This is a genomic window from Pseudomonas aeruginosa (genome assembly GCF_001457615.1).
Classification (GTDB): Bacteria; Pseudomonadota; Gammaproteobacteria; order Pseudomonadales; family Pseudomonadaceae; genus Pseudomonas; species Pseudomonas aeruginosa.
On the sequence record NZ_LN831024.1, the window covers coordinates 1,077,654 to 1,097,022 of the forward strand.

Here is a 19,369-nt window from a genome sequence, read left to right on the forward strand (position 1 = left end):
GCACGGGGATGGGATGTTGCCGCTAGCGTCATTCCCCGCGGTCAGGGACGGAGGATGAGGGAAGGGGCGCCCTGCGCGCCCCCTTTTCCTGCGCTCAACGCACCAGGTGCAGGAACTGCAGGTGCCGCTCGTACTGGTCGAGCATGTCGTTGATGATCTGCTCCTTGGTGTAGCCCATCAGATCGTAGTCCTGGCTACCTTCGGCGAGATGCACCTCGGCACGGAAGTAGCGGCGATTCTTCAGGTGCAGGCCGCCCATGCCGGCACGCGCGAAGGACGGCGTGAAGTAGCCGCGCATCAGCACCTGGTAGAGGAACCGATGCTGCTCGCCATGACCGATCTCCAGGCTCAGCGAGGCGTTGCCCGGGTCGAGCTGGGCGTCCACCGCCAGGCCCTTCTCGCGGAACACCTCGGAAACCTCGCTGATCGCCGGGCGCACCACATCGTTCATGAAGCGGTACACCTCGTCCCGCGAGGGGAAGTGCACGGCCTGCGACAGGCGTCGCTTCCAGCCGCCGGAGCGCTTGCCGTTGCCGCTCATCAGCGGCGCCAGGGAGTGGCTCCGCGCCCGCTGGCGCTGCGACTCCATGTAGAAGGCCTTGTGCAGGCCCCACATCATCAATAGCAGGATCAGCGAGAAGGGCAGGGAGGTCAGCACCACCGCCGACTTCAGCGCGTCGATGCTGCCGGCGAACAGCAGCCCTCCGGTGACCAGCGCGGTGACCGAGCCCCAGAACACCCGCAGCCACTTCGGTCCGTCGTCGTCGGCGCTGCCGCCGTGGGCGGAGAGGGTGGAGAGGACCACGGTGCCGGAGTCCGCCGAGGTGACGAAGAAGACGAAGCTGACCAGCACAGTGACGGTGATCACCGCGCGGCTCCAGGGGTAGTTCTGGAGCATCTGGTAGAGGGCCATCGACGGCTGCTCGATGGCCACCCGGCCGAGTTCGCTGGCGCCGCCGAGGGCCTGCTCCAGGGCGCTGTTGCCGAAGATCGACATCCACGCCAGGGTGAAGCCGAGCGGGATGAACAGCACGCCGAAGACGAATTCGCGGATCGTCCGGCCGCGCGAGATGCGCGCGATGAACAGGCCGACGAAGGGCGCCCAGGCGATCCACCAGGCCCAGTAGAACACCGTCCACGAGCCCAGCCAGTCGCTGGGACCGCCGTAGGCGTAGAGGTCGAAGCTCTTGCCCGGCAGGTGGCCGAGGTAGTCGCCGACGTTCTGCACCAGGGTGTTGAGCAGGTGCTGGGTCGGACCGGCGAACAGCACGAACAGCAGCAGGCTGCAGGCCAGCAGCATGTTGATGTCGGAGAGGATGCGGATGCCCTTGTCGACGCCGGAGACCGCCACCGAGATCGCCGCGCCCATCATCAGCACGATGAGCGCCATCTGCACCGGGTGGGTATGCGGGATGGCGTACAGGTAGTCCAGCCCGGAGTTGAGCTGGAGCACGCCGAAGCCCATGTCGGCGCCGAGGCCGAACACCGTGGCGATGATGCCGAAGCAGTCCACCGTGTAGCCGATCGGCCCGTTGATGCGCTTGCCGATCAACGGGTAGAGCGCCGAGCGCAGGGCCAGCGGCAGGTTGTGGCGGTAGGCGAAGTAGGCCAGGGCCATCGCCACCAGGGCGAACACGCCCCAGCCGTGCAGGCCCCAGTGCAGGAACAGCAGTTCCATGGCCTGCCGCGCGGCTTCCTGGGTACCGGCCTCGCCTTGCGGCGGCTGGAGGAAATGGGTCAGCGGCTCGGATACGCAGAAGAAGAACAGGGTGATGCTGATGCCGGCGGCGAACAGCATGCCGGCCCAGGACAGGTAGCTGAATTCCGGCTCGTCGTGGTCGGCACCGAGCTTGATCTTGCCGTAGCCGGAAAGCGCGGTGACCACCACGAAGATCAGGTACAGCGTCATCGCCAGCAGGTAGTACCAACCGACGGTCTGCGAGGCCCAGGTCTGTGCGGCCAGCAACCATTCGCCGGCGCGCTGGGGGAAGCCGATGACCACCGCGGCGAACAGCAGGATCAGGATCGCCGCACCGTAGAACACCGGGGGATTCATGCGGATGGGCGTGGGGGTGGAGGGGGTGGCGGAGGGCGATTGTGCGTCAGTCAAAACAGGCTGGTCTCCTCGTCCTTAATTTGATCAAGCGTTCAATATAAACACGATCAAGGGCCCGGGAGCCAATCCTTCGGACGTATGGAAGCCTTCGGCGCCGCGCTTTTCCCGCACGTTCGCCGAAGGATTCCTTCAGTTCGCCGCCAGTCCCAGGCGCCGCCTTCCCACCTCCTCGTCGCCGCCTGCCTGCTCTGTGGCCAGTTGCAGGAGCAGGGCCTGTACCTGCTCCAGCGACGGCGCTCCGGCTTGGCCGAGCAGGCGCCGCAGACCGGCCAGCGATGGGTCTGGCGTTGCCCCGCCAAAATTCAGATGCTGCGGCAGGATTTCTTCCTTGTCGCTGACCAGCAGGGCGAAGTGGACGACGTTTTCCAGCTCGCGGATGTTGCCTGGCCAGGGATAGCTCTCGAGGATCCGCTGGGTTTCCACGCCGATGGCCGGCACCGGCAGGTCCAGGCGCTGGGCATAGACGCCGACGAAGTATTCCGCCAGCGGCAGGATGTCTCCCGGACGTTCGCGCAATGGCGGCAGGCTCAGGCGGCCGTCGTGCAGGTATTGTTGCAGGCCGGCCAGGAACTTGCCGGCGCGCACCGCCTGGTCCAGGTCGACGCTGGTGGCGGTGACCAGGCGCACGTCATGGGGAATCGGCTGCTGCGCGCCGACCCGCAGCACCTCGCGTTCCTCCAGCGTCTGTAGCAGCCTGGCCTGCAGCGTCAGCGGCAGGTCGGCGATCTCGTCCAGGTACAGGGTGCCGCCATTGGCCGAACCGAACCAGCCGGCGCGGCTGCCGACCGGGCCGTTATGGGCGCCGGGAGCGTAGCCGAACAGCTCGGCTTCGGCATGGTTGCGACTGAGGGCGCTGCAACTGACCGCAACGAACAGACCGGCGCGTTCGCTGTGGCGGTGGATCTGCCGGGCGAGCAGCTCCTTGCCGGTGCCGGTCTCGCCTTCGATCAGCACCGGCTGGCCCTGTGGCGCGAGGCGCTCGAGTTCTTCGCGGACCCGGTGCGAGCGTGGGTCGAAGAACACCAGGGCCTTGGCGCGGATGCTCAGCGGACTGCGGTCGGCGTCGGGGAAGGTCAGCGGCGCGGGGCGTGGTTTCTCGCTCATGGGTAACTCCTTGGCGGCACGGGGCGCCTCCAGCGCCTGCGCCGCGACGACGGCCGGAACGGCTGCGGGCGGGGGCCGTTGCGGAAAAAGAAACGCCGGTGCAAGCCATGCGACACCGGCGTGAACAAGGGGCGCTGCAACGGCGCCCAGCGTGGGAGTCGGGACGGGCTGGGGTCAGAAGGCCGGGACCACCGCGCCGGCATATTTCTTCTCGATGAAGGCTTTCACTTCCGGGCTGGTCAGCGCGGCGGAAAGCTTCTTCAGGGCGTCGCTATCCTTGTTGTCAGGACGCGCCACCAGGTAGTTCACATAGGGCGAATCGCGGTCTTCCAGGACCAGCGCGTCCTTGGCCGGGTTGAGCTTGGCCTCCAGCGCGTAGTTGGTGTTGATCAGGTCCAGGTCGACCTGGTCCAGCACGCGCGGCAACAGGGCCGATTCGAGTTCCTTGAACTTCAGGTTCTTCGGGTTCTCGGCGATGTCCTTGGGCGTGGCCAGGGCGTTGTTCGGGTCCTTCAGCTTGAGCAGGCCGGCCTTCTGCAACAGCAGCAGGGCGCGCCCGCTGTTGCTGCCTTCGTTGGGGATGGCGACGGTGGCGCCGTCGGGCAGCTCGGCCAGCGACTTGTATTTCCTCGAATAGCCACCGAAGGGTTCGACGTGTACGCCGACCACGGTGACCAGGTTGGTGCCCTTGCCTTTGTTGAAGTTCTCCAGGTACGGCAGGGTCTGGAAGTAGTTGGCGTCCAGACGCTTCTCGGCGACCTGCACGTTGGGCTGCACGTAGTCGGTGAACACCTTGATCTGCAGGTCGACGCCTTCCTTCGCCAGGGTCGGCTTGATGAGTTCGAGGATTTCCGCGTGAGGGATCGGCGTGGCGGCGACGATGAGCTTTTCCGCGGCGCTGGCGGAAACGCTGATGACGGAGGCCAGGGCAGTCAGCAGGAGCAGTTTTTTCATTCTTCGATCCTTGTAGGGCGATGTCCGCCGCTGCGCGCAGGGCGGTGAAGGAGGGGCGCCAACACGCGAGGGGCGGCTTGAAGGGGAGAGTAGCGACTCTTTTTATTCCATAAAAATATTATTTGTTTATTTTTATATTCCATGAATGAATATGCGAGGGCTGAGGCAATTTGTCTCGCGACAACCGACCACAGCAGGACGGTCTAGGCTAACGGGTAAGATTTTCGTACCGAATTGCTCTGCATCAAGGCGGGTGGTCCGGGAATCTGCTTGCGACCCTTCCCGCATTCCTGCCATCCAGGGCTGCGGTCGCTTTCCAATGACAAGAACGATAGCTGAAGGATGTGTTCCAAAACCTTGCGTAGCGTTGCGCGTGAGGAAGCACGGCCGAATCCGCACGTAAGCCGGAAGGGCCGAGAACCTGAAGAGGAGTTGCCATGTTCGGATTGGAGGCTATCGACCTTGCCCGCATCCAGTTCGCGTTCACCGTGTCCTTCCACATCATCTTCCCGGCGATCACCATCGGGTTGGCCAGCTACCTGGCCGTACTGGAAGGCCTCTGGCTGAAAACGAACGAAGAGGTCTACCGCGACCTCTATCATTTCTGGTCGAAGATTTTCGCGGTCAACTTCGGCATGGGCGTGGTGTCCGGGCTGGTCATGGCGTACCAGTTCGGCACCAACTGGAGCCATTTCTCCGACTTCGCCGGGTCCATCACCGGTCCGCTGCTGACCTACGAGGTGCTCACCGCGTTCTTCCTCGAGGCCGGTTTCCTCGGGGTCATGCTGTTCGGCTGGAACCGCGTGGGACCGGGCCTGCATTTCTTCGCCACGGTGATGGTGGCGATCGGCACGCTGATCTCGACGTTCTGGATCCTCGCTTCCAACAGCTGGATGCAGACCCCGCAGGGCTTCGAGATCGTCGACGGTCGGGTGATCCCGGTGGACTGGGTGGCGGTGATCTTCAACCCGTCGTTCCCCTACCGCCTGCTGCACATGTCGGTCGCCGCGTTCCTCGCCACCGCCTTCTTCGTCGGCGCCTCGGCCGCCTGGCACCTGCTGCGCGGGCGCGACAACCCGGCGATCCGCAAGATGCTCTCGATGGCCATGTGGATGGCGCTGATCGTCGCCCCGGTACAGGCGCTGATCGGCGATGCCCATGGCCTCAACACCCTGGAGCACCAGCCGGCGAAGATCGCCGCGATGGAAGGCCACTGGGACAACAGCAGCGGCGAGCCGACCCCGCTGATCCTGTTCGGCTGGCCGGACATGCAGCGCGAGGAAACCCGCTTCAAGGTGGAGATCCCGGTGCTCGGCAGCCTGATCCTCAAGCACAGCCTGACCGAGCCGATCCCGGCGCTGAAGGACTTCCCGCCGGAAGACCGGCCGAACTCCACCGTGGTGTTCTGGTCGTTCCGGATCATGGCCGGCCTCGGCATGCTGATGATCCTGGTCGGCGTCTGGAGCCTGTGGCTGCGCTGGCGCGGCCAGGACAAGCTGTTCAACTCGAAGGCCTTCCTGCGCCTGACCCTGCTGATGGGACCGTCCGGCCTGATCGCGATCCTCGCCGGCTGGTTCACTACCGAGATGGGCCGCCAGCCCTGGGTGGTCTACGGGCTGATGCGCACCGCCGACGCCTCCTCGGCGCAGAGCGTGACGCAGATGAGCCTGACCCTGCTGACCTTCGTGGTGGTGTACTTCTCGCTGTTCGGCGTCGGCATCGGCTACATGATGCGCCTGGTGCGCAAGGGCCCGGTCACCCATGAGGGACGCGAGACCAACCCGGGAGGCGCCGGGCAGAAGCGCACGCCGGCGCGGCCGTTGTCGGCCGCCGGCGAAGGTTTCGACGAAGAGCACGACGGCCACGCGCAAGCGGCCGACCGCGACCAGGACAAGAGGAACTGAGACATGGGTATCGATCTTCCCCTCATCTGGGCGGTCATCATCATCTTCGGCATCATGATGTACGTGGTGATGGACGGCTTCGACCTGGGCATCGGCATGCTCTATCCGTTCTTCAAGGACAGCGGCGACCGCGATGTGATGATGAACACCGTGGCGCCAGTCTGGGACGGCAACGAGACCTGGCTGGTGCTGGGCGGCGCGGCGCTGTTCGGGGCCTTCCCGCTGGCCTACGCGGTGGTCCTGTCGGCGCTCTACCTGCCGTTGATCTTCATGCTCGTCGGGCTGATCTTCCGCGGCGTCGCCTTCGAGTTCCGCTTCAAGGCCAAGCCGGCCAAGCAGCACATCTGGGACAAGGCGTTCATCGGCGGTTCGCTGGTGGCGACCTTCTTCCAGGGCGTGGCGCTGGGCGCCTTCATCGAAGGCATCCCGGTGGAGAACCGCAGCTTCGCCGGCGGTTCGCTGGACTGGATCGCGCCGTTCCCGCTGTTCTGCGGCCTGGCCCTGATCGTCGCCTACACCCTGCTTGGCTGCACCTGGCTGATCATGAAGACCGAAGGCCGCCTGCAGGAGCGCATGCACGACCTGGCGCGCCCGCTGGCGCTGGTGCTGCTGGCGATCATCGGGGTGGTCAGCCTGTGGACGCCGCTGGCCCATGCCGAGATCGCCGCACGCTGGTTCAGCCTGCCGAACCTGTTCTGGTTCCTGCCGGTGCCGATCCTGGTCCTGGTGACTTTCTATGCGCTGCTGCGCTCGGTGGCCAACAACGACCACGTGAAGCCGTTCGTGCTCACCCTGGTGTTGATCTTCCTCGGCTACAGCGGCCTGGGGATCAGCCTGTGGCCGAACATCATCCCGCCGGCGGTGAGCATCTGGGAGGCCTCGGCGCCGCCGCAGAGCCAGGGCTTCATGCTGGTCGGCGCGCTGTTCATCATTCCCTTCATCCTCGGCTACACCGCCTGGAGCTACTACGTGTTCCGCGGCAAGGTGAAGCACGGCGATGGCTATCACTGAGGAGGCGCCGCATATGGTCCGTACGCCGAGTCATCCCGAACGAGATAGCGCGGCCAAACCACCGCTCTGGCGACGCCTGGCCTGGCTGGCGGGTATCTGGACCGCCAGCGTGCTGGCCCTGGGCGTCGCCGCCTGGCTGATGCGCCTGTTCATGAGCGCGGCGGGGCTGGGCGTTCCGCACTGATCGACGATCCCATCCGGGCGCTCCGGCGCCCTTTTCCGAGAGCCCTCCGCTGGAGGGCTTCTTTTTGTCCGCCGATCCGCCAGTGCTCGGTGTTGCGCCGTAGGGCGTCAATCCTCGCGTTCCCGCCTTGCACCATCCAGGCCGGTTCGGCGGATAACCGCGCTGCGGTTATGCGCCCTACGGGAGCCTTGGCGGCGGATGCGCCCTAGCGGCGCCTTGGTAGGGCGAATGACGCCGCAGGCGTTATCCGCCGATTCGCGGTTGCTTGGCGTTGCGCCGTGGGGCATCAGTCCTCGCGGCCCCTGACCCGTGCCAGTTGCTCCAGTCGCCCCAGGTAGTCGCGCGGGGTTTCGCCGAGCAGGCGGCGGAACATGCTGCTGAAGGCCCGCGTACTGCCATAGCCGAGGTCGCGGGCGACCACCTGCACGCTGTCGCCGGCCAGCAGGCGCGGCAGGGCTTCGGTCAGGCGCAGTTGCTGGCGCCACTCATGGAAGCTCATCTGCAATTCCTGGGCGAACAGCCGCGCCAGGGTGCGCGAGCTGGCGCCGACCCGCAGGCCCCAGTCATCGAGGGTCAGCCCCAGTTCCGGCTGTTTCAGCAATGCCTGGCAGATCGCCTGCAAGCGGCGGTCGCGGGGCATCGGCAGGTACAGCGGCATCCGTTCGAGGTTGGCGATCTCGCTGAGGATCAGCCCTTGCAGGCGCTGGCGGAAGTCGTCCAGGCGCGGCTGGCTCTCGAGGTGGATGGCGCGCAGGATCATTTCCCGCAGCAGCGGCGTCACCGCCAGTACGCAACAGTCGCTTAGCGGTGTCGGCGTTTCGGGTTGCTCGATGAACAGGGTGCGCATGTGCACCTCGCCGGACATGAATATCTCGTGCTCCACCCGGGGCGGAATCCATACCGCGCGGGTCGGCGGGATCACCCAGGCGCCGTGGTGGGTGGCCAGGCGCATCAGGCCGCGAGCGGCGTAGAGGAACTGCGCCTGCGGGTGGAAATGCCGCCCCAGGTGATGGCTGTCGGGGAAGTCGAGGGAGATGGCGGCCAGCAGGCCGTCCGGGCGGTGCTCGATCAGCATGTCCGTTTCGATGACCTCGCTGTCCTGTCTGCGCTTTTCGGTCAACCTATCATGCCCGGGTCATGACGCCCATTCCTCACCGACCATTCAGACCGCACGCCATGAACCGACCTCGAACCGTTATCCGCTTCATCAACGCCGCGCATGTCATCGACCACATGTTCATGCTGATCTTCCCCGCCGCCGTGCTCGGCATGGCCGGCAGCTTCGACCTCGACTACGCCGGTCTGATCGGCCTGTCGCTGGGCGGTTTCATCGCCTTCGGCGCCTGTTCGCTGCCGGCTGGCTGGCTGGGCGATACCTGGAGCCGGCGGCGGATGATGCTGCTGTTCTTCTTCGGCATCGGCGCCGCCGCGCTGCTCACCGGGCTGGCCGGCAGCGTACCGATGCTGGTGACCGGGCTGACCCTGATCGGGGTGTTCGCCGCGATCTACCACCCGGTCGGCACCGCGATGCTGGTGGCACACGCGGAGAACCGCGGCCGCGAGATCGGCATCAACGGCATGTGGGGTAACCTCGGGGTCGCCTTCGCCGCGCTGCTTACCGGCTTTCTCACCGCGCACTTCGGTTGGCGTGCGGCGTTCATCCTGCCCGGCGGGGTGGCCATCCTGCTCGGCATCGGCTTTTTCTTCTGCGTGCGCGAGGAGCCATCGCCGCACCTGTCGGCCAAGGCCGCGGCGCGTGGCGAGGACAGCGAGGGCCTGTCGATGCGCCGGGTGTTCGGCGTGCTGGCGCTGGTCACCGCCACCGGCGGGGTGGTGTTCAACGCCAGCACCGTGACCTACCCGAAGCTGTTCCAGGAGCGCCTGAGCGACTTGCTGGCGTCGCCGCAGACCCTCGGCGTGGTGGTCAGCCTGGCCTATGCCTTCGGCGCGGTGGCGCAACTGATCATGGGGCGCCTGATCGATCGCCTGAACCTGAAGTTGCCGTTCGTCTTCCTCACCTTCTGCCAGGTGCCGCTGCTGCTGGCCCTGGCCTACGGCCACGGCAGCGCAGTGGTGCTGTTCGGCGCGCTGTTCATGTTCGCGGTGTTCGGCCAGGTGACGGTGAACGATGCGATGGTCGCCCACTTTGTCGCGCCGCAGTGGCAGGCGCGGGTCTTCGCCCTGCGCTATTTCCTGTCGTTCGGCGCCAGCGCGGCGGCGATCCCGATGATCGCCTACCTGGAGCCACGGCAGGGGCTGCTGGGGTTGTACCTGGTACTGGCGGGCTTCGCCGCGCTGACCTTCGCCGCGGCGCTGGTGTTTCCGCGTCCGGCGCGCAGCGCCGCGGTGGGCACCTGAGGAAGAGGGCGCCCGGACAGCGCGAGCCGGCCGGGCGCCGATGGCTCAACGCCGTATCAGAGCAGTTCGAGCGCCACGGCGGTGGCTTCGCCGCCGCCGATGCACAGCGAGGCGACGCCGCGCTTGCCGCCTTTCTGGCGCAGGGCGTTGATCAGGGTGAGGATGATCCGCGAGCCGGTGGAACCGACCGGATGGCCCTGGGCGCAGGCGCCGCCATAGACATTGACCTTGGCATGATCGAGGCCGTGTTCGCGCATGGCGAGCATGGTGACCATGGCGAAGGCTTCGTTGATCTCGAACAGGTCGACGTCGTCCTTGCTCCAGCCGGTCCTGGCGAACAGGTTGGTCATCGCGCCGATCGGCGCCAGGGTGAACTCGCTCGGGTCCTGGCTCTGGGTGGCATGGCCGACGATTCGCGCCAGCGGCTTCAGGCCACGGCGCTGGGCTTCCTCGGCGGTCATCAGGACCAGCGCGGAGGCGCCGTCGGAGATCGAGCTGGCATTGGCGGCGGTGATGGTACCGTCCTTGCGGAACGCCGGCCTGAGGCTCGGGATCTTCTCCAGGTTGGCGGTCAGCGGTTGCTCGTCGTCCTTCACCACGCTCTCGCCCTTGCGGCTGGTGACGGTGACCGGGACGATTTCCGCCGCCAGCGAGCCATCGGCGATGGCGGCCTGGGCGCGCTTGAGCGATTCGATGGCATAGGCGTCCATCTCCTCGCGGGTCACGCCGTACTTGTCGGCGGTCTCCTGGGCGAACGAACCCATCAAACGGCCGGTACGGGCGTCCTCCAGGCCGTCGAGGAACATGTGGTCCTTGATCTCGCCGTGGCCCATGCGCAGGCCGCTGCGGGCTTTCTCCAGGACATAGGGCGCGTTGGACATGCTTTCCATGCCACCGGCGACCATCACCTGGTTGGTGCCAGCCTTGAGCAGGTCGTGGGCCAGCATCACCGCCTTCATCCCCGAGCCGCACAGCTTGTTGATGGTGGTGCAGCCGGTGGCGGCGGGCAGGCCGGCCGCCAGCGCGGCCTGGCGGGCCGGGCCCTGCTTCAGGCCGGCGGGCAGGACGCAACCCATGATCACTTCCTGTACGTCCTCGGCGGCGATGCCGGCGCGCTGCACCGCTTCGCGGATCACGACGGCACCCAGGTCGACCGCGGAAACGCCGGCCAGGCTGCCCTGGAAGCCGCCCATGGGAGTACGGGCGCCGGCGACGATGACGATATCGGACATGGAACGTTACCTCTTGTTCTGGATAGGGTCTGAACGATTCAGTGGGCGGATTCTATCTTGTGACCGGGAGGCTCCGAAAGGTCACGGGCAAATCACTCTTTTGACTGATGAACAAAGCCCGCCGACGGCTCTAGAGTCGGCCTCATCCTGACAACGAACCCGCTCCCAGGTGTACGCCCCATGCTGAAGACCCGTCTCATCCCGGCCGCCGCCGGCGCTTATCAGTATCCGTTGCTGATCAAGAGCCTGATGCTTTCCGGCCGTCGTTACGAAAAGAGTCATGAAATCGTCTACCGCGACCAGGTGCGCTACAGCTACGCCACCTTCAACGAGCGCGTCGCGCGCCTGGCCAACGTACTCAGCGAGGCCGGGGTGAAGGCCGGCGACACGGTGGCGGTGATGGACTGGGACAGCCATCGCTACCTGGAATGCATGTTCGCCATCCCGATGATCGGGGCGGTGCTGCATACCATCAATATCCGCCTCTCCCCGGAGCAGATCCTCTACACCATGAACCACGCCGAGGATCGCTTCGTGCTGGTGAACAGCGAGTTCGTCCCGCTCTACCAGGCGGTGGCGGGGCAGCTGGCCACGGTGGAGCGGACCATCCTGCTCACCGACGGCGCGGAGAAGAGCGCCGAACTGCCCGGCCTGGTCGGCGAATACGAGTCGCTGCTGGCCGCGGCCAGCCCGCGCTACGACTTCCCCGATTTCGACGAGAACTCCATCGCCACCACCTTCTACACCACCGGCACCACCGGCAATCCGAAAGGTGTGTATTTCAGCCACCGGCAACTGGTCCTGCACACTCTGGCGATGGCTTCGACCATCGGCAGCCTGGACAGCATCCGCCTGCTCGGTACCAGCGACGTGTACATGCCGATCACCCCGATGTTCCATGTCCACGCCTGGGGCACTCCGTACGTGGCGACCATGCTCGGGGTCAAGCAGGTCTATCCCGGGCGTTACGATCCGGAACTGCTGGTCGAACTGTGGAAGCGCGAGAAGGTCACCTTCTCCCACTGCGTGCCGACCATCCTGCAGATGGTGATGAACGCCAGGGCTGCCCAGGGCGTGGACTTCAAGGGCTGGAAGGTGATCATCGGTGGGAGCGCGCTGAACCGCTCGCTCTACGAGGCGGCCAAGGCGCGCGGCATCCAGCTGACCGCCGCCTACGGCATGTCGGAGACCTGTCCGCTGATTTCCTGCGCCTACCTCAACGACGAACTGCTGGCCGGAAGCGAGGACGAGCGCACCACCTACCGGATCAAGGCCGGCGTGCCGGTGCCGCTGGTGGATGCGGCGATCATGGACGAACAGGGCCGCTTCCTCCCGGCCGACGGCGAATCCCAGGGCGAGCTGGTGTTGCGCTCGCCATGGCTGACCCAGGGGTATTTCCGCGAACCCGAGCGCGGCGAGGAGTTGTGGCGCGGCGGCTGGATGCACACCGGCGACGTGGCGACCCTGGACGGCATGGGCTTCATCGAGATCCGCGACCGCATCAAGGACGTGATCAAGACCGGCGGCGAGTGGCTGTCCTCCCTGGAGCTGGAAGACCTGATCAGCCGCCATCCGGCGGTACGCGAAGTGGCGGTGGTCGGGGTGCCCGATCCGCAATGGGGCGAGCGCCCGTTCGCCCTGCTGGTGGTGCGCGAGGGCCAGCAACTGGACGCCCGTGGCCTGAAGGAGCACCTCAAGCCTTTCGTCGAGCAGGGCAACATCAACAAGTGGGCGATCCCCTCGCAGATCGCGGTTGTTACCGATATTCCCAAGACCAGCGTCGGCAAGCTGGACAAGAAGCGCATCCGTATCGAGATCGCCCAGTGGCAGGAAGCCGGCAGCGCCTTCCTGTCGACCGTCTGACGGGGCTTTCCTACACCGCCGAAACGCCCGGAGGCCAAGCAAACGCTTGGTCTCCGCGTTTTCGCGACCGGCCGGTCATTCTCCATCCGCCGCAAAGGCGCGAGCCAGAGTGGTTGCGCCGCGCAAATCACACTTTCGAGGGATCAAGCGGCAGGCAGCGCTAGCTATAGTCCACGCACTCATAACAAAAAACACACATGGAGTAGCGTCGATGACAACCCGTAATCCGTTCTCGCGTCGGGCCCGGTTGCCGTTGGCCGTCAGCCTGGCTTCCTCGCTGGCGGCTCCGGCCTTTGGGGTGACCTTCAACATCGGGGAAATCGAAGGTTCCTTCGACTCGGCGTTGTCGGTCGGGGCCAGCTGGTCGACCGCCAAGCCGAACAAGAACCTGATCGGTGTGAACAACGGCGGCAAGGGACTTTCCCAGACCTCCGACGACAGCCACTTGAACTTCAAGCGTGGGGAAACGTTCTCGAAGGTCTTCAAGGGCATCCATGACCTCGAACTGAAGTACGGCGATACCGGTGTGTTCCTGCGCGGCAAGTACTGGTACGACTTCGAGCTGAAGGACGAGCACCGCGAGTTCAAGGACATCGACGACAGCGGCCGCAAGACCCTGGCCAAGTCCTCCGGCGCCGAACTGCTCGACGCCTTCATCTACCACAACTATGCCATCGGCGACCTGCCGGGCAGCGTGCGCCTGGGCAAGCAGGTGGTGAACTGGGGCGAGAGCACCTTCATCCAGAACGGCATCAGCGCCATCAACCCGATCGACGTCACCGCCTTCCGCCGGCCCGGCTCGGAGATCAAGGAAGGCCTGATCCCGGTGAACATGTTCTACCTGTCGCAGAACCTCACCGACAACCTGTCCGCCGAAGGCTTCTACCAGATCGAGTGGGACCAGACGGTGGTCGACAACTGCGGCACCTTCTTCTCCCAGCCGGACGTGGTGGCCGATGGCTGCGACCAGAACCTGGCGGTGCTGACCAACAACAAGGCGTCCATCAACCTGCTCAACAACGTGCTCGCCGGGGCTGGCCTGAGCGTTACCCCGTCGCCCTGGGACGAGGGCATCCTGGTCCGCCGCGGGCCGGACCGCGACGCTCGCGACAGCGGCCAGTACGGCTTCGCCCTGCGCTACTTCGCCGACGAACTGAACACCGAGTTCGGCGCCTACTACATGAACTACCACAGCCGCCTGCCGATCTTCAGCGGCCAGGGCGCCTCGGCCAGCACCATGGCGGCGATCAACGACCTCGCCACCCGCCTCGCCGCGATCAACCCGGCACTGGCCGCCCAGGCCGCGGCGGCGGCCACCGCCGGCAACTCCAGCTACTTCATCGAGTACCCGGAAGATATCCGCATGTTCGGCCTGAGCTTCTCCACCACGTTGCCCAACGGCACCGCGTGGAGCGGCGAAGTCAGCTACCGGCCCAACGCGCCGGTGCAGTTGAACACCACCGACATCCTCTTCGCCGGCCTCGACCCGGTGAGCATCGGCGGCAACCGCCCCTACGACAACGCCTCGGTGCTGAACGGCCAGGCCGGGCAGGACCTGCACGGCTATCGGCGCAAGGAGATCACCCAACTGCAGACCACCCTGACGCACTTCTTCGACCAGGTGATGGGCGCCGAGCGCCTGACCCTGGTGGGCGAGATCGGCTGGACCCACGTCGGCGGCCTGGAAAGCACCTCCAAGGCACGCTACGGGCGTGACCCGGTCTTCGGACCGGGGCCGCTGCCGGGGACCATCTCCGGCCTGGCCAGCTGCCAGGCGCTGAACGTCAGCACGCTGGGCACCGCCGAAGCGAACAACGTCAGCCGCTACTGCGAGAACGATGGCTATACCACCTCGGACGCCTGGGGTTATCGCGCCCGTGCGATCTGGGACTACAACGACGTGTTCATGGGCGTGAACCTCAAGCCCAGCGTGGCCTGGTCGCACGACGTCGATGGCTATTCGCCCGGTCCCGGCGCCAACTTCGAGGAAGGCCGCAAGGCGGTCAGCCTGGGGGTGGACGCGGAGTACCAGAACACCTACACCGCGAGCCTCTCCTACACCAACTTCTTCGACGGCAAGTACACCACCGTGGACGATCGCGACTTCGTCGCGCTCAGCTTCGGCATGAACTTCTGATGTACGCCGGCCCGGTGCGAACCGGGCCGGCGAGCAGGACTTAACGAGGACGACGAGCGAATGAAAACAACGAAGATTCTTCTGCATACCGGTGTACTGGCCCTGAGCCTGCTGGCCACCCAGGTGATGGCGGCGGTATCCGCCGACGAAGCGGCCAAGCTCGGCACCAGCCTGACTCCGTTGGGGGCGGAGAAGGCCGGCAACGCCGACGGCAGCATCCCCGCCTGGGACGGCGGCCTGGCGACCAACGCCGGCAGCGTCGACAGCCGTGGCTTCCTCGCCAACCCCTATGCCAGCGAGCAACCGCTGTTCACCATCACCGCGCAGAACGTCGACCAGTACAAGGACAAGCTGACTCCCGGCCAACTGGCCATGTTCAAGCGCTACCCGGATACCTACAAGATCCCGGTATACAAGACCCACCGCAGCGCCACCGTCCCGGCGGCGGTGCAGGAGGCGGCCAAGCGCAACGCCACCACCACCAAGCTGGTGGAAGGCGGCAACGGCCTGGAGAACTTCGATACCGCCAACCCGTTCCCGATCCCGCAGAACGGCCTGGAGGTGATCTGGAACCACATCACCCGCTATCGCGGCGGCAGCGTCCGGCGCCTGGTGACCCAGGCCACTCCGCAGGTCAACGGCTCCTACCAGCTGGTCTACTTCCAGGATGCCTTCACCTTCCGTACCAACCTGAAGGACTACAACCCGAACAAGCCGAGCAACGTGCTGTTCTACTTCAAGCAGCGGGTCACCGCGCCCTCGCGCCTGGCCGGTAACGTGCTGCTGGTCCACGAGACCCTCAACCAGGTCAAGGAGCCGCGCCTGGCGTGGCTCTACAACGCCGGCCAGCGCCGCGTGCGGCGGGCTCCGCAGGTGTCCTACGACGGTCCCGGCACCGCCGCCGACGGCCTGCGCACCTCGGACAACTTCGACATGTACAACGGTGCGCCGGACCGCTACGACTGGAAGCTGGAAGGCAAGAAGGAAATCTACATTCCCTACAACAGCTACAAGCTCGACGATCCGAAGATCAAGTACAGCGAAATCGTCAAGGCCGGCCACATCAACCAGGACCTGACCCGCTACGAGCTGCACCGCGTCTGGCATGTGGTCGCGACCCTGAAGCCGGGCGAGCGGCACATCTACGCCAAGCGTGACTTCTACATCGACGAGGACACCTGGCAGGCCGCCGAGATCGACCATTACGACGGTCGCGGCACCCTGTGGCGCGTGGCCGAGGCGCATGCCGAGCAGTACTACGACAAGCAGGTGCCCTGGTACGCGGTGGAAACCCTCTACGACCTGCTCTCCGGCCGCTACCTGGCGCTGGGCATGAAGAACGAGGAGAAACAGGCCTACGACTTCAACTACAGCGCTTCGGAAAGCGACTACACCCCGGCGGCGCTGCGCCAGGAAGGGGTACGCTGAGAAACGGCGTTCCTAGCCACGAAGAAACCGGCCTTGTGCCGGTTTCTTCGTTTTCGCGGGCGGCGTGCCGCTCCGGCCGTCAATTCATTACAAAGTGTTTTCCCGCCTCGCCCGCGGATTCCGTCGTCGCCATCCTCCCGGCGGGCACCTGTGTGGCCGGGAAACGTTTGCCGCGCCTGGACCGCGCCGGGAAACCGGTCTTTCCTTGGTTATCGAGCTGAAGCGCCGGTGCGCTATTTCGTCCGAGCCGATGGATAGTGCTTCAAATAGCCATCACTTGTGGTTAGTCTCCGGAGCGTTCACGCCCCATACATAAACCAAGAAACCGGGTGATGACTGACTTCTCGCGCACCTTCTCGGGCACTCCATCCGCCGTCCTGCCGACGGCCAACCGCTTTTTCCGCCCCCGCTGCCGTCGGCCCATGTGGCGCGCCCGCGTCTTTGCCGTCGACTGCGCGACGGACTGGACGGTCGCCTGCTGCTGATCGCCGCGCCCGCCGGATTCGGCAAGAGTTCCCTGGCCATCGAGTTCTGCGAAAGCCTCGATCCGCGCTGGCAGAGCCTCTGGCTGGGACTGAGCAGCCGCGAGAGCGATCCCGGACGTTTCCTCGAACGCCTGCTCGATGGCTTGCGACAGTACCACCCGACCCTGGGCGAAGAGGCCCTCGGCCTGCTGAAGATGCGCCAGCGCCACCAGCCGTTCGCCTTCGAGACCTGGTTCGACGACCTGCTCGACGAACTCGCCCCCTGCCTGGACCCGCAGCGTCCCCTGCTACTGGTGCTGGACGATTACCACCTGGCCCAGGGCGCGGTGCTCGACCGTTGCCTGCAATTCCTCCTCAATCACCTGCCCGAGGGCCTGGTGCTGCTGGTCACCAGCCGGCAGCGGCCGGACTGGCACCTGGCGCGCCTGCGCCTGTCGCGGCAATTGCTCGAACTCAGCGAACAGGACCTGCGCCTGACCGCCGAGGAGAGCGGGGCGCTGATGGCCGCCAGCGGCCTCGAACTCGACGAGGACGCGCTGGACGCGCTGCTCGAGCGCAGCGAAGGCTGGGTCGCCGGGCTGCGCCTCTGGCTGCTGGCGCGCGGCGATCCAGAGGAGCAGGTCAGCCCCGGGGTACACGGCGCCGACGAACTGATCCGCGACTACCTGCTGGAGGAGGTGATCGAGCGGCAGCCGCCCGAGGTCCAGGCGTTCCTCGCCCAGACCGCGCGCTTCGAGCGCTTCTGCGCCGAGCTCTGCGATACCGTGCGCGAGGCCGGCGACAGCGCGGCGATCCTCGACCACCTGCAGCAGCACCAGGTCTTCCTCGTGCCGCTGGACGAAAACGGCCAGTGGTTCCGCTACCACCACCTGTTCTCCGACCTGCTGCTGGCGCGTCCCTTGCCCGACTTCGGTCCGTCCGCCGGCTCCCTGCACCTGCGCGCCTGCGGCTGGTTCAGCCGCCATGGCCTGCTCGACCAGGCGGTGGAGCAGGCGCTGCGCGCCGGCCAGCCGGACGTGGCGGCGAGCCTGGTGCAGAACCTGTCGGAAGAGCAACTGCTGGCGGAGCAGAACATCGCCACCCTGCTGCGCTGGAAGATGGACCTGCCGGACAGCCTCCTGGCGAGCACGCCGCGCCTGATCCTGCTGTACGGCTGGGCGCTGGCGCTGGCCTGCCAGTTGGATGCCGCGGAAGAACTGGCCGGCCAACTGGCGCGTTTCCTGCCGGCGCCGGACGAGTCCGCGCAGCGCGACCTGCTGGCCCAGTGGCAGGCCCTGAGCGGGGTGATCGCGCGCGGCCGCGGCGATATCGACAAGGCCGAGGCGCACTGCCGCGAGGCCTTGCAGGACCTCGCCGGGGAGCGCTATGGCACCCGCCTGCAATGCCTGTCGACGCTGAGCAACCTGGCGGTGACCCGTGGCGACTTCTGGCAGGCGCGCAACTACAACCGCGACGCCCTGGAGTTCGCCCAGCGCTACGGCAACCCGCTGTTCGAGGCACTGGTCCATTACGACCGCGCCCGCGTCCTCCAGGCGCGCGGCGAGGTGGCGCGCGCCGAGGAGGAGGTGCGCCAGGGCCTGGAACGCCTCCAGCACCTGCCGGCGCAACGCCGCTACGCGGTGCGCGGGCGGCTCCTGCTGTACCGCGGCTACCTGCGCAGCCTGGCGCTGCAGCCGGACGAAGCGCGCAAGTGGATCAAGCAGGGAATCGAGGAAACCCGCAGCTGCCGGGATGTCAGCCTGGTGATCGGCTATTGCGTCCTGGCCAGCCTGGAAGGGCGCCTGGGCAACTACGCGGCGGCGTTCGCCCGGCTTGGCGACGTCGAGCGGTTGATGCATGCCTGGGATATCCCGCCGATCTACTACCTGGCGGCGATCACCCTGATCAAGTGCGAACTCTGGCTGGCCCAGGGCCAGACCGAACTGGCCGGCGTCTGGCTACAGCGCCTGGGCGGCACCTACGGCGGGCAGGCGGCCACGCCGCCGGAATGCAGTCCGCTGCTGCCGCTGCATGTGGAGTTGCTCCAGGCCGGCCTGGAGCGCCGCGAAGGACGCCCGGAGGAAGCCGCCCGGCGCCTGGACCGGCTGGCCCGCTCGACGCGGGAGAACGGCGCGTTGCTGCCGGCTCGCCTGGCCCTCGGCCAACTGGCCGCGCTGCACCTGGAGCAGGGCCGCGAGCGCGAGGCGCTGGCGACCCTGCAACAGGCCATGGAGGGCGCAGTCGGGGGAGCCTTGCTGCCGCTCCACGAATTGCTCGTGCAGCAGCCGGAATGGTTGCGCGAACAGTTGCAGCGCTTCCCTGCCTGTCCCGGCGCCCAGCGCATGCGCGCGCTGTTGCCGGAGCCGCCCGCCGAGCCCGCGGGCAGTGCGGGCGAGGTGCTCAGCGGGCGCGAACTGGCGGTGCTGGAGCTGATCGCCCAGGGGTTGTCCAACCAGGAGATCAGCGAGCGGCTGTTCATCTCGCTGCATACGGTGAAGAGCCACGCCCGCCATATCAACGACAAGCTCGGCGTCGAGCGTCGCACCCAGGCGGTGGCGCGGGCCAAGCACATGGGGTTGTTGCGCTAGGCGCGCCACCCCATATGCCTGGCGTG

At 66.3% G+C, this 19,369-nt stretch carries 12 protein-coding genes and 1 pseudogene; 8 read left to right on the plus strand and 5 right to left on the minus strand.

Features of this window, described 5'->3' with window-relative positions; genetic code table 11:
- Nucleotides 1–94 precede the first annotated feature (94 nt).
- The 3 genes from betT to AT700_RS05065 form a co-directional block, all read right to left on the minus strand.
- Entirely contained in the window at nucleotides 95–2,056 is a 1,962-nt protein-coding gene (gene betT, locus AT700_RS05055) for a choline BCCT transporter BetT (RefSeq protein ID WP_003119234.1), read from the minus strand.
- Between the two features lie 189 nt (nucleotides 2,057–2,245).
- The gene (locus AT700_RS05060) at nucleotides 2,246–3,220 is read right to left on the minus strand and encodes a sigma 54-interacting transcriptional regulator (protein ID WP_048520797.1); all 975 of its coding nucleotides are present in this window, start codon (nucleotides 3,218–3,220) and stop codon (nucleotides 2,246–2,248) included.
- A gap of 174 nt (nucleotides 3,221–3,394) precedes the next feature.
- Entirely contained in the window at nucleotides 3,395–4,174 is a 780-nt protein-coding gene (locus AT700_RS05065) for a MetQ/NlpA family ABC transporter substrate-binding protein (protein ID WP_003093057.1), read from the minus strand.
- A 437-nt stretch (nucleotides 4,175–4,611) separates the two neighbouring features.
- On the opposite strand from AT700_RS05065, the gene cioA reads away from it, so the two are divergent.
- Genes cioA through AT700_RS05080 form a run of 3 tightly spaced genes read left to right on the plus strand, consistent with a single transcriptional unit; the run spans nucleotide 4,612 to nucleotide 7,273 of the window.
- Nucleotides 4,612–6,078, plus strand: a complete 1,467-nt coding sequence (gene cioA / locus AT700_RS05070) for a cyanide-insensitive cytochrome bd quinol oxidase subunit I (RefSeq protein WP_003093054.1) — start codon at nucleotides 4,612–4,614, stop codon at nucleotides 6,076–6,078.
- A gap of 3 nt (nucleotides 6,079–6,081) precedes the next feature.
- Nucleotides 6,082–7,089, plus strand: a complete 1,008-nt coding sequence (gene cioB / locus AT700_RS05075) for a cyanide-insensitive cytochrome bd quinol oxidase subunit II (RefSeq protein ID WP_003093053.1) — start codon at nucleotides 6,082–6,084, stop codon at nucleotides 7,087–7,089.
- 13 nt (nucleotides 7,090–7,102) lie between these two features.
- A complete protein-coding gene (locus AT700_RS05080) occupies nucleotides 7,103–7,273 on the plus strand; it encodes a DUF2474 domain-containing protein (protein ID WP_003093052.1) in 171 nt (56 codons plus the stop codon).
- Between the two features lie 286 nt (nucleotides 7,274–7,559).
- Here the strand turns inward: AT700_RS05080 and AT700_RS05085 are convergent, their stop codons facing one another.
- Nucleotides 7,560–8,348 carry an AraC family transcriptional regulator gene (locus AT700_RS05085; protein WP_003137733.1) on the minus strand — a complete coding sequence of 263 codons (789 nt, stop codon included), beginning with the start codon at nucleotides 8,346–8,348 and terminating at the stop codon, nucleotides 7,560–7,562.
- 101 nt (nucleotides 8,349–8,449) lie between these two features.
- Here AT700_RS05085 and AT700_RS05090 point away from each other — a divergent pair, with 101 nt between their 5' ends.
- Nucleotides 8,450–9,631, plus strand: coding sequence for an MFS transporter (locus AT700_RS05090; protein ID WP_003093049.1), 1,182 nt, complete (start codon nucleotides 8,450–8,452; stop codon nucleotides 9,629–9,631).
- A gap of 56 nt (nucleotides 9,632–9,687) precedes the next feature.
- Here the strand turns inward: AT700_RS05090 and AT700_RS05095 are convergent, their stop codons facing one another.
- On the minus strand, nucleotides 9,688–10,863 hold the full coding sequence (locus AT700_RS05095) for an acetyl-CoA C-acyltransferase (protein WP_003118278.1): 1,176 nt from the start codon (nucleotides 10,861–10,863) through the stop codon (nucleotides 9,688–9,690).
- Between the two features lie 180 nt (nucleotides 10,864–11,043).
- On the opposite strand from AT700_RS05095, the gene AT700_RS05100 reads away from it, so the two are divergent.
- The 4 genes and pseudogenes from AT700_RS05100 (at nucleotide 11,044) to AT700_RS05115 (ending at nucleotide 19,343) form a co-directional block, all read left to right on the plus strand.
- Nucleotides 11,044–12,726 (plus strand): fatty acid--CoA ligase, encoded by a 1,683-nt coding sequence (locus AT700_RS05100; protein WP_003103012.1) that lies wholly within the window; start codon nucleotides 11,044–11,046, stop codon nucleotides 12,724–12,726.
- A gap of 211 nt (nucleotides 12,727–12,937) precedes the next feature.
- Entirely contained in the window at nucleotides 12,938–14,863 is a 1,926-nt protein-coding gene (locus AT700_RS05105; RefSeq protein WP_003093045.1) for a DUF1302 domain-containing protein, read from the plus strand.
- A 60-nt stretch (nucleotides 14,864–14,923) separates the two neighbouring features.
- On the plus strand, nucleotides 14,924–16,291 hold the full coding sequence (locus tag AT700_RS05110; protein WP_003103009.1) for a DUF1329 domain-containing protein: 1,368 nt from the start codon (nucleotides 14,924–14,926) through the stop codon (nucleotides 16,289–16,291).
- Between the two features lie 332 nt (nucleotides 16,292–16,623).
- Nucleotides 16,624–19,343, plus strand: a pseudogene (locus AT700_RS05115) (LuxR C-terminal-related transcriptional regulator).
- Nucleotides 19,344–19,369: the final 26 nt, after the last annotated feature.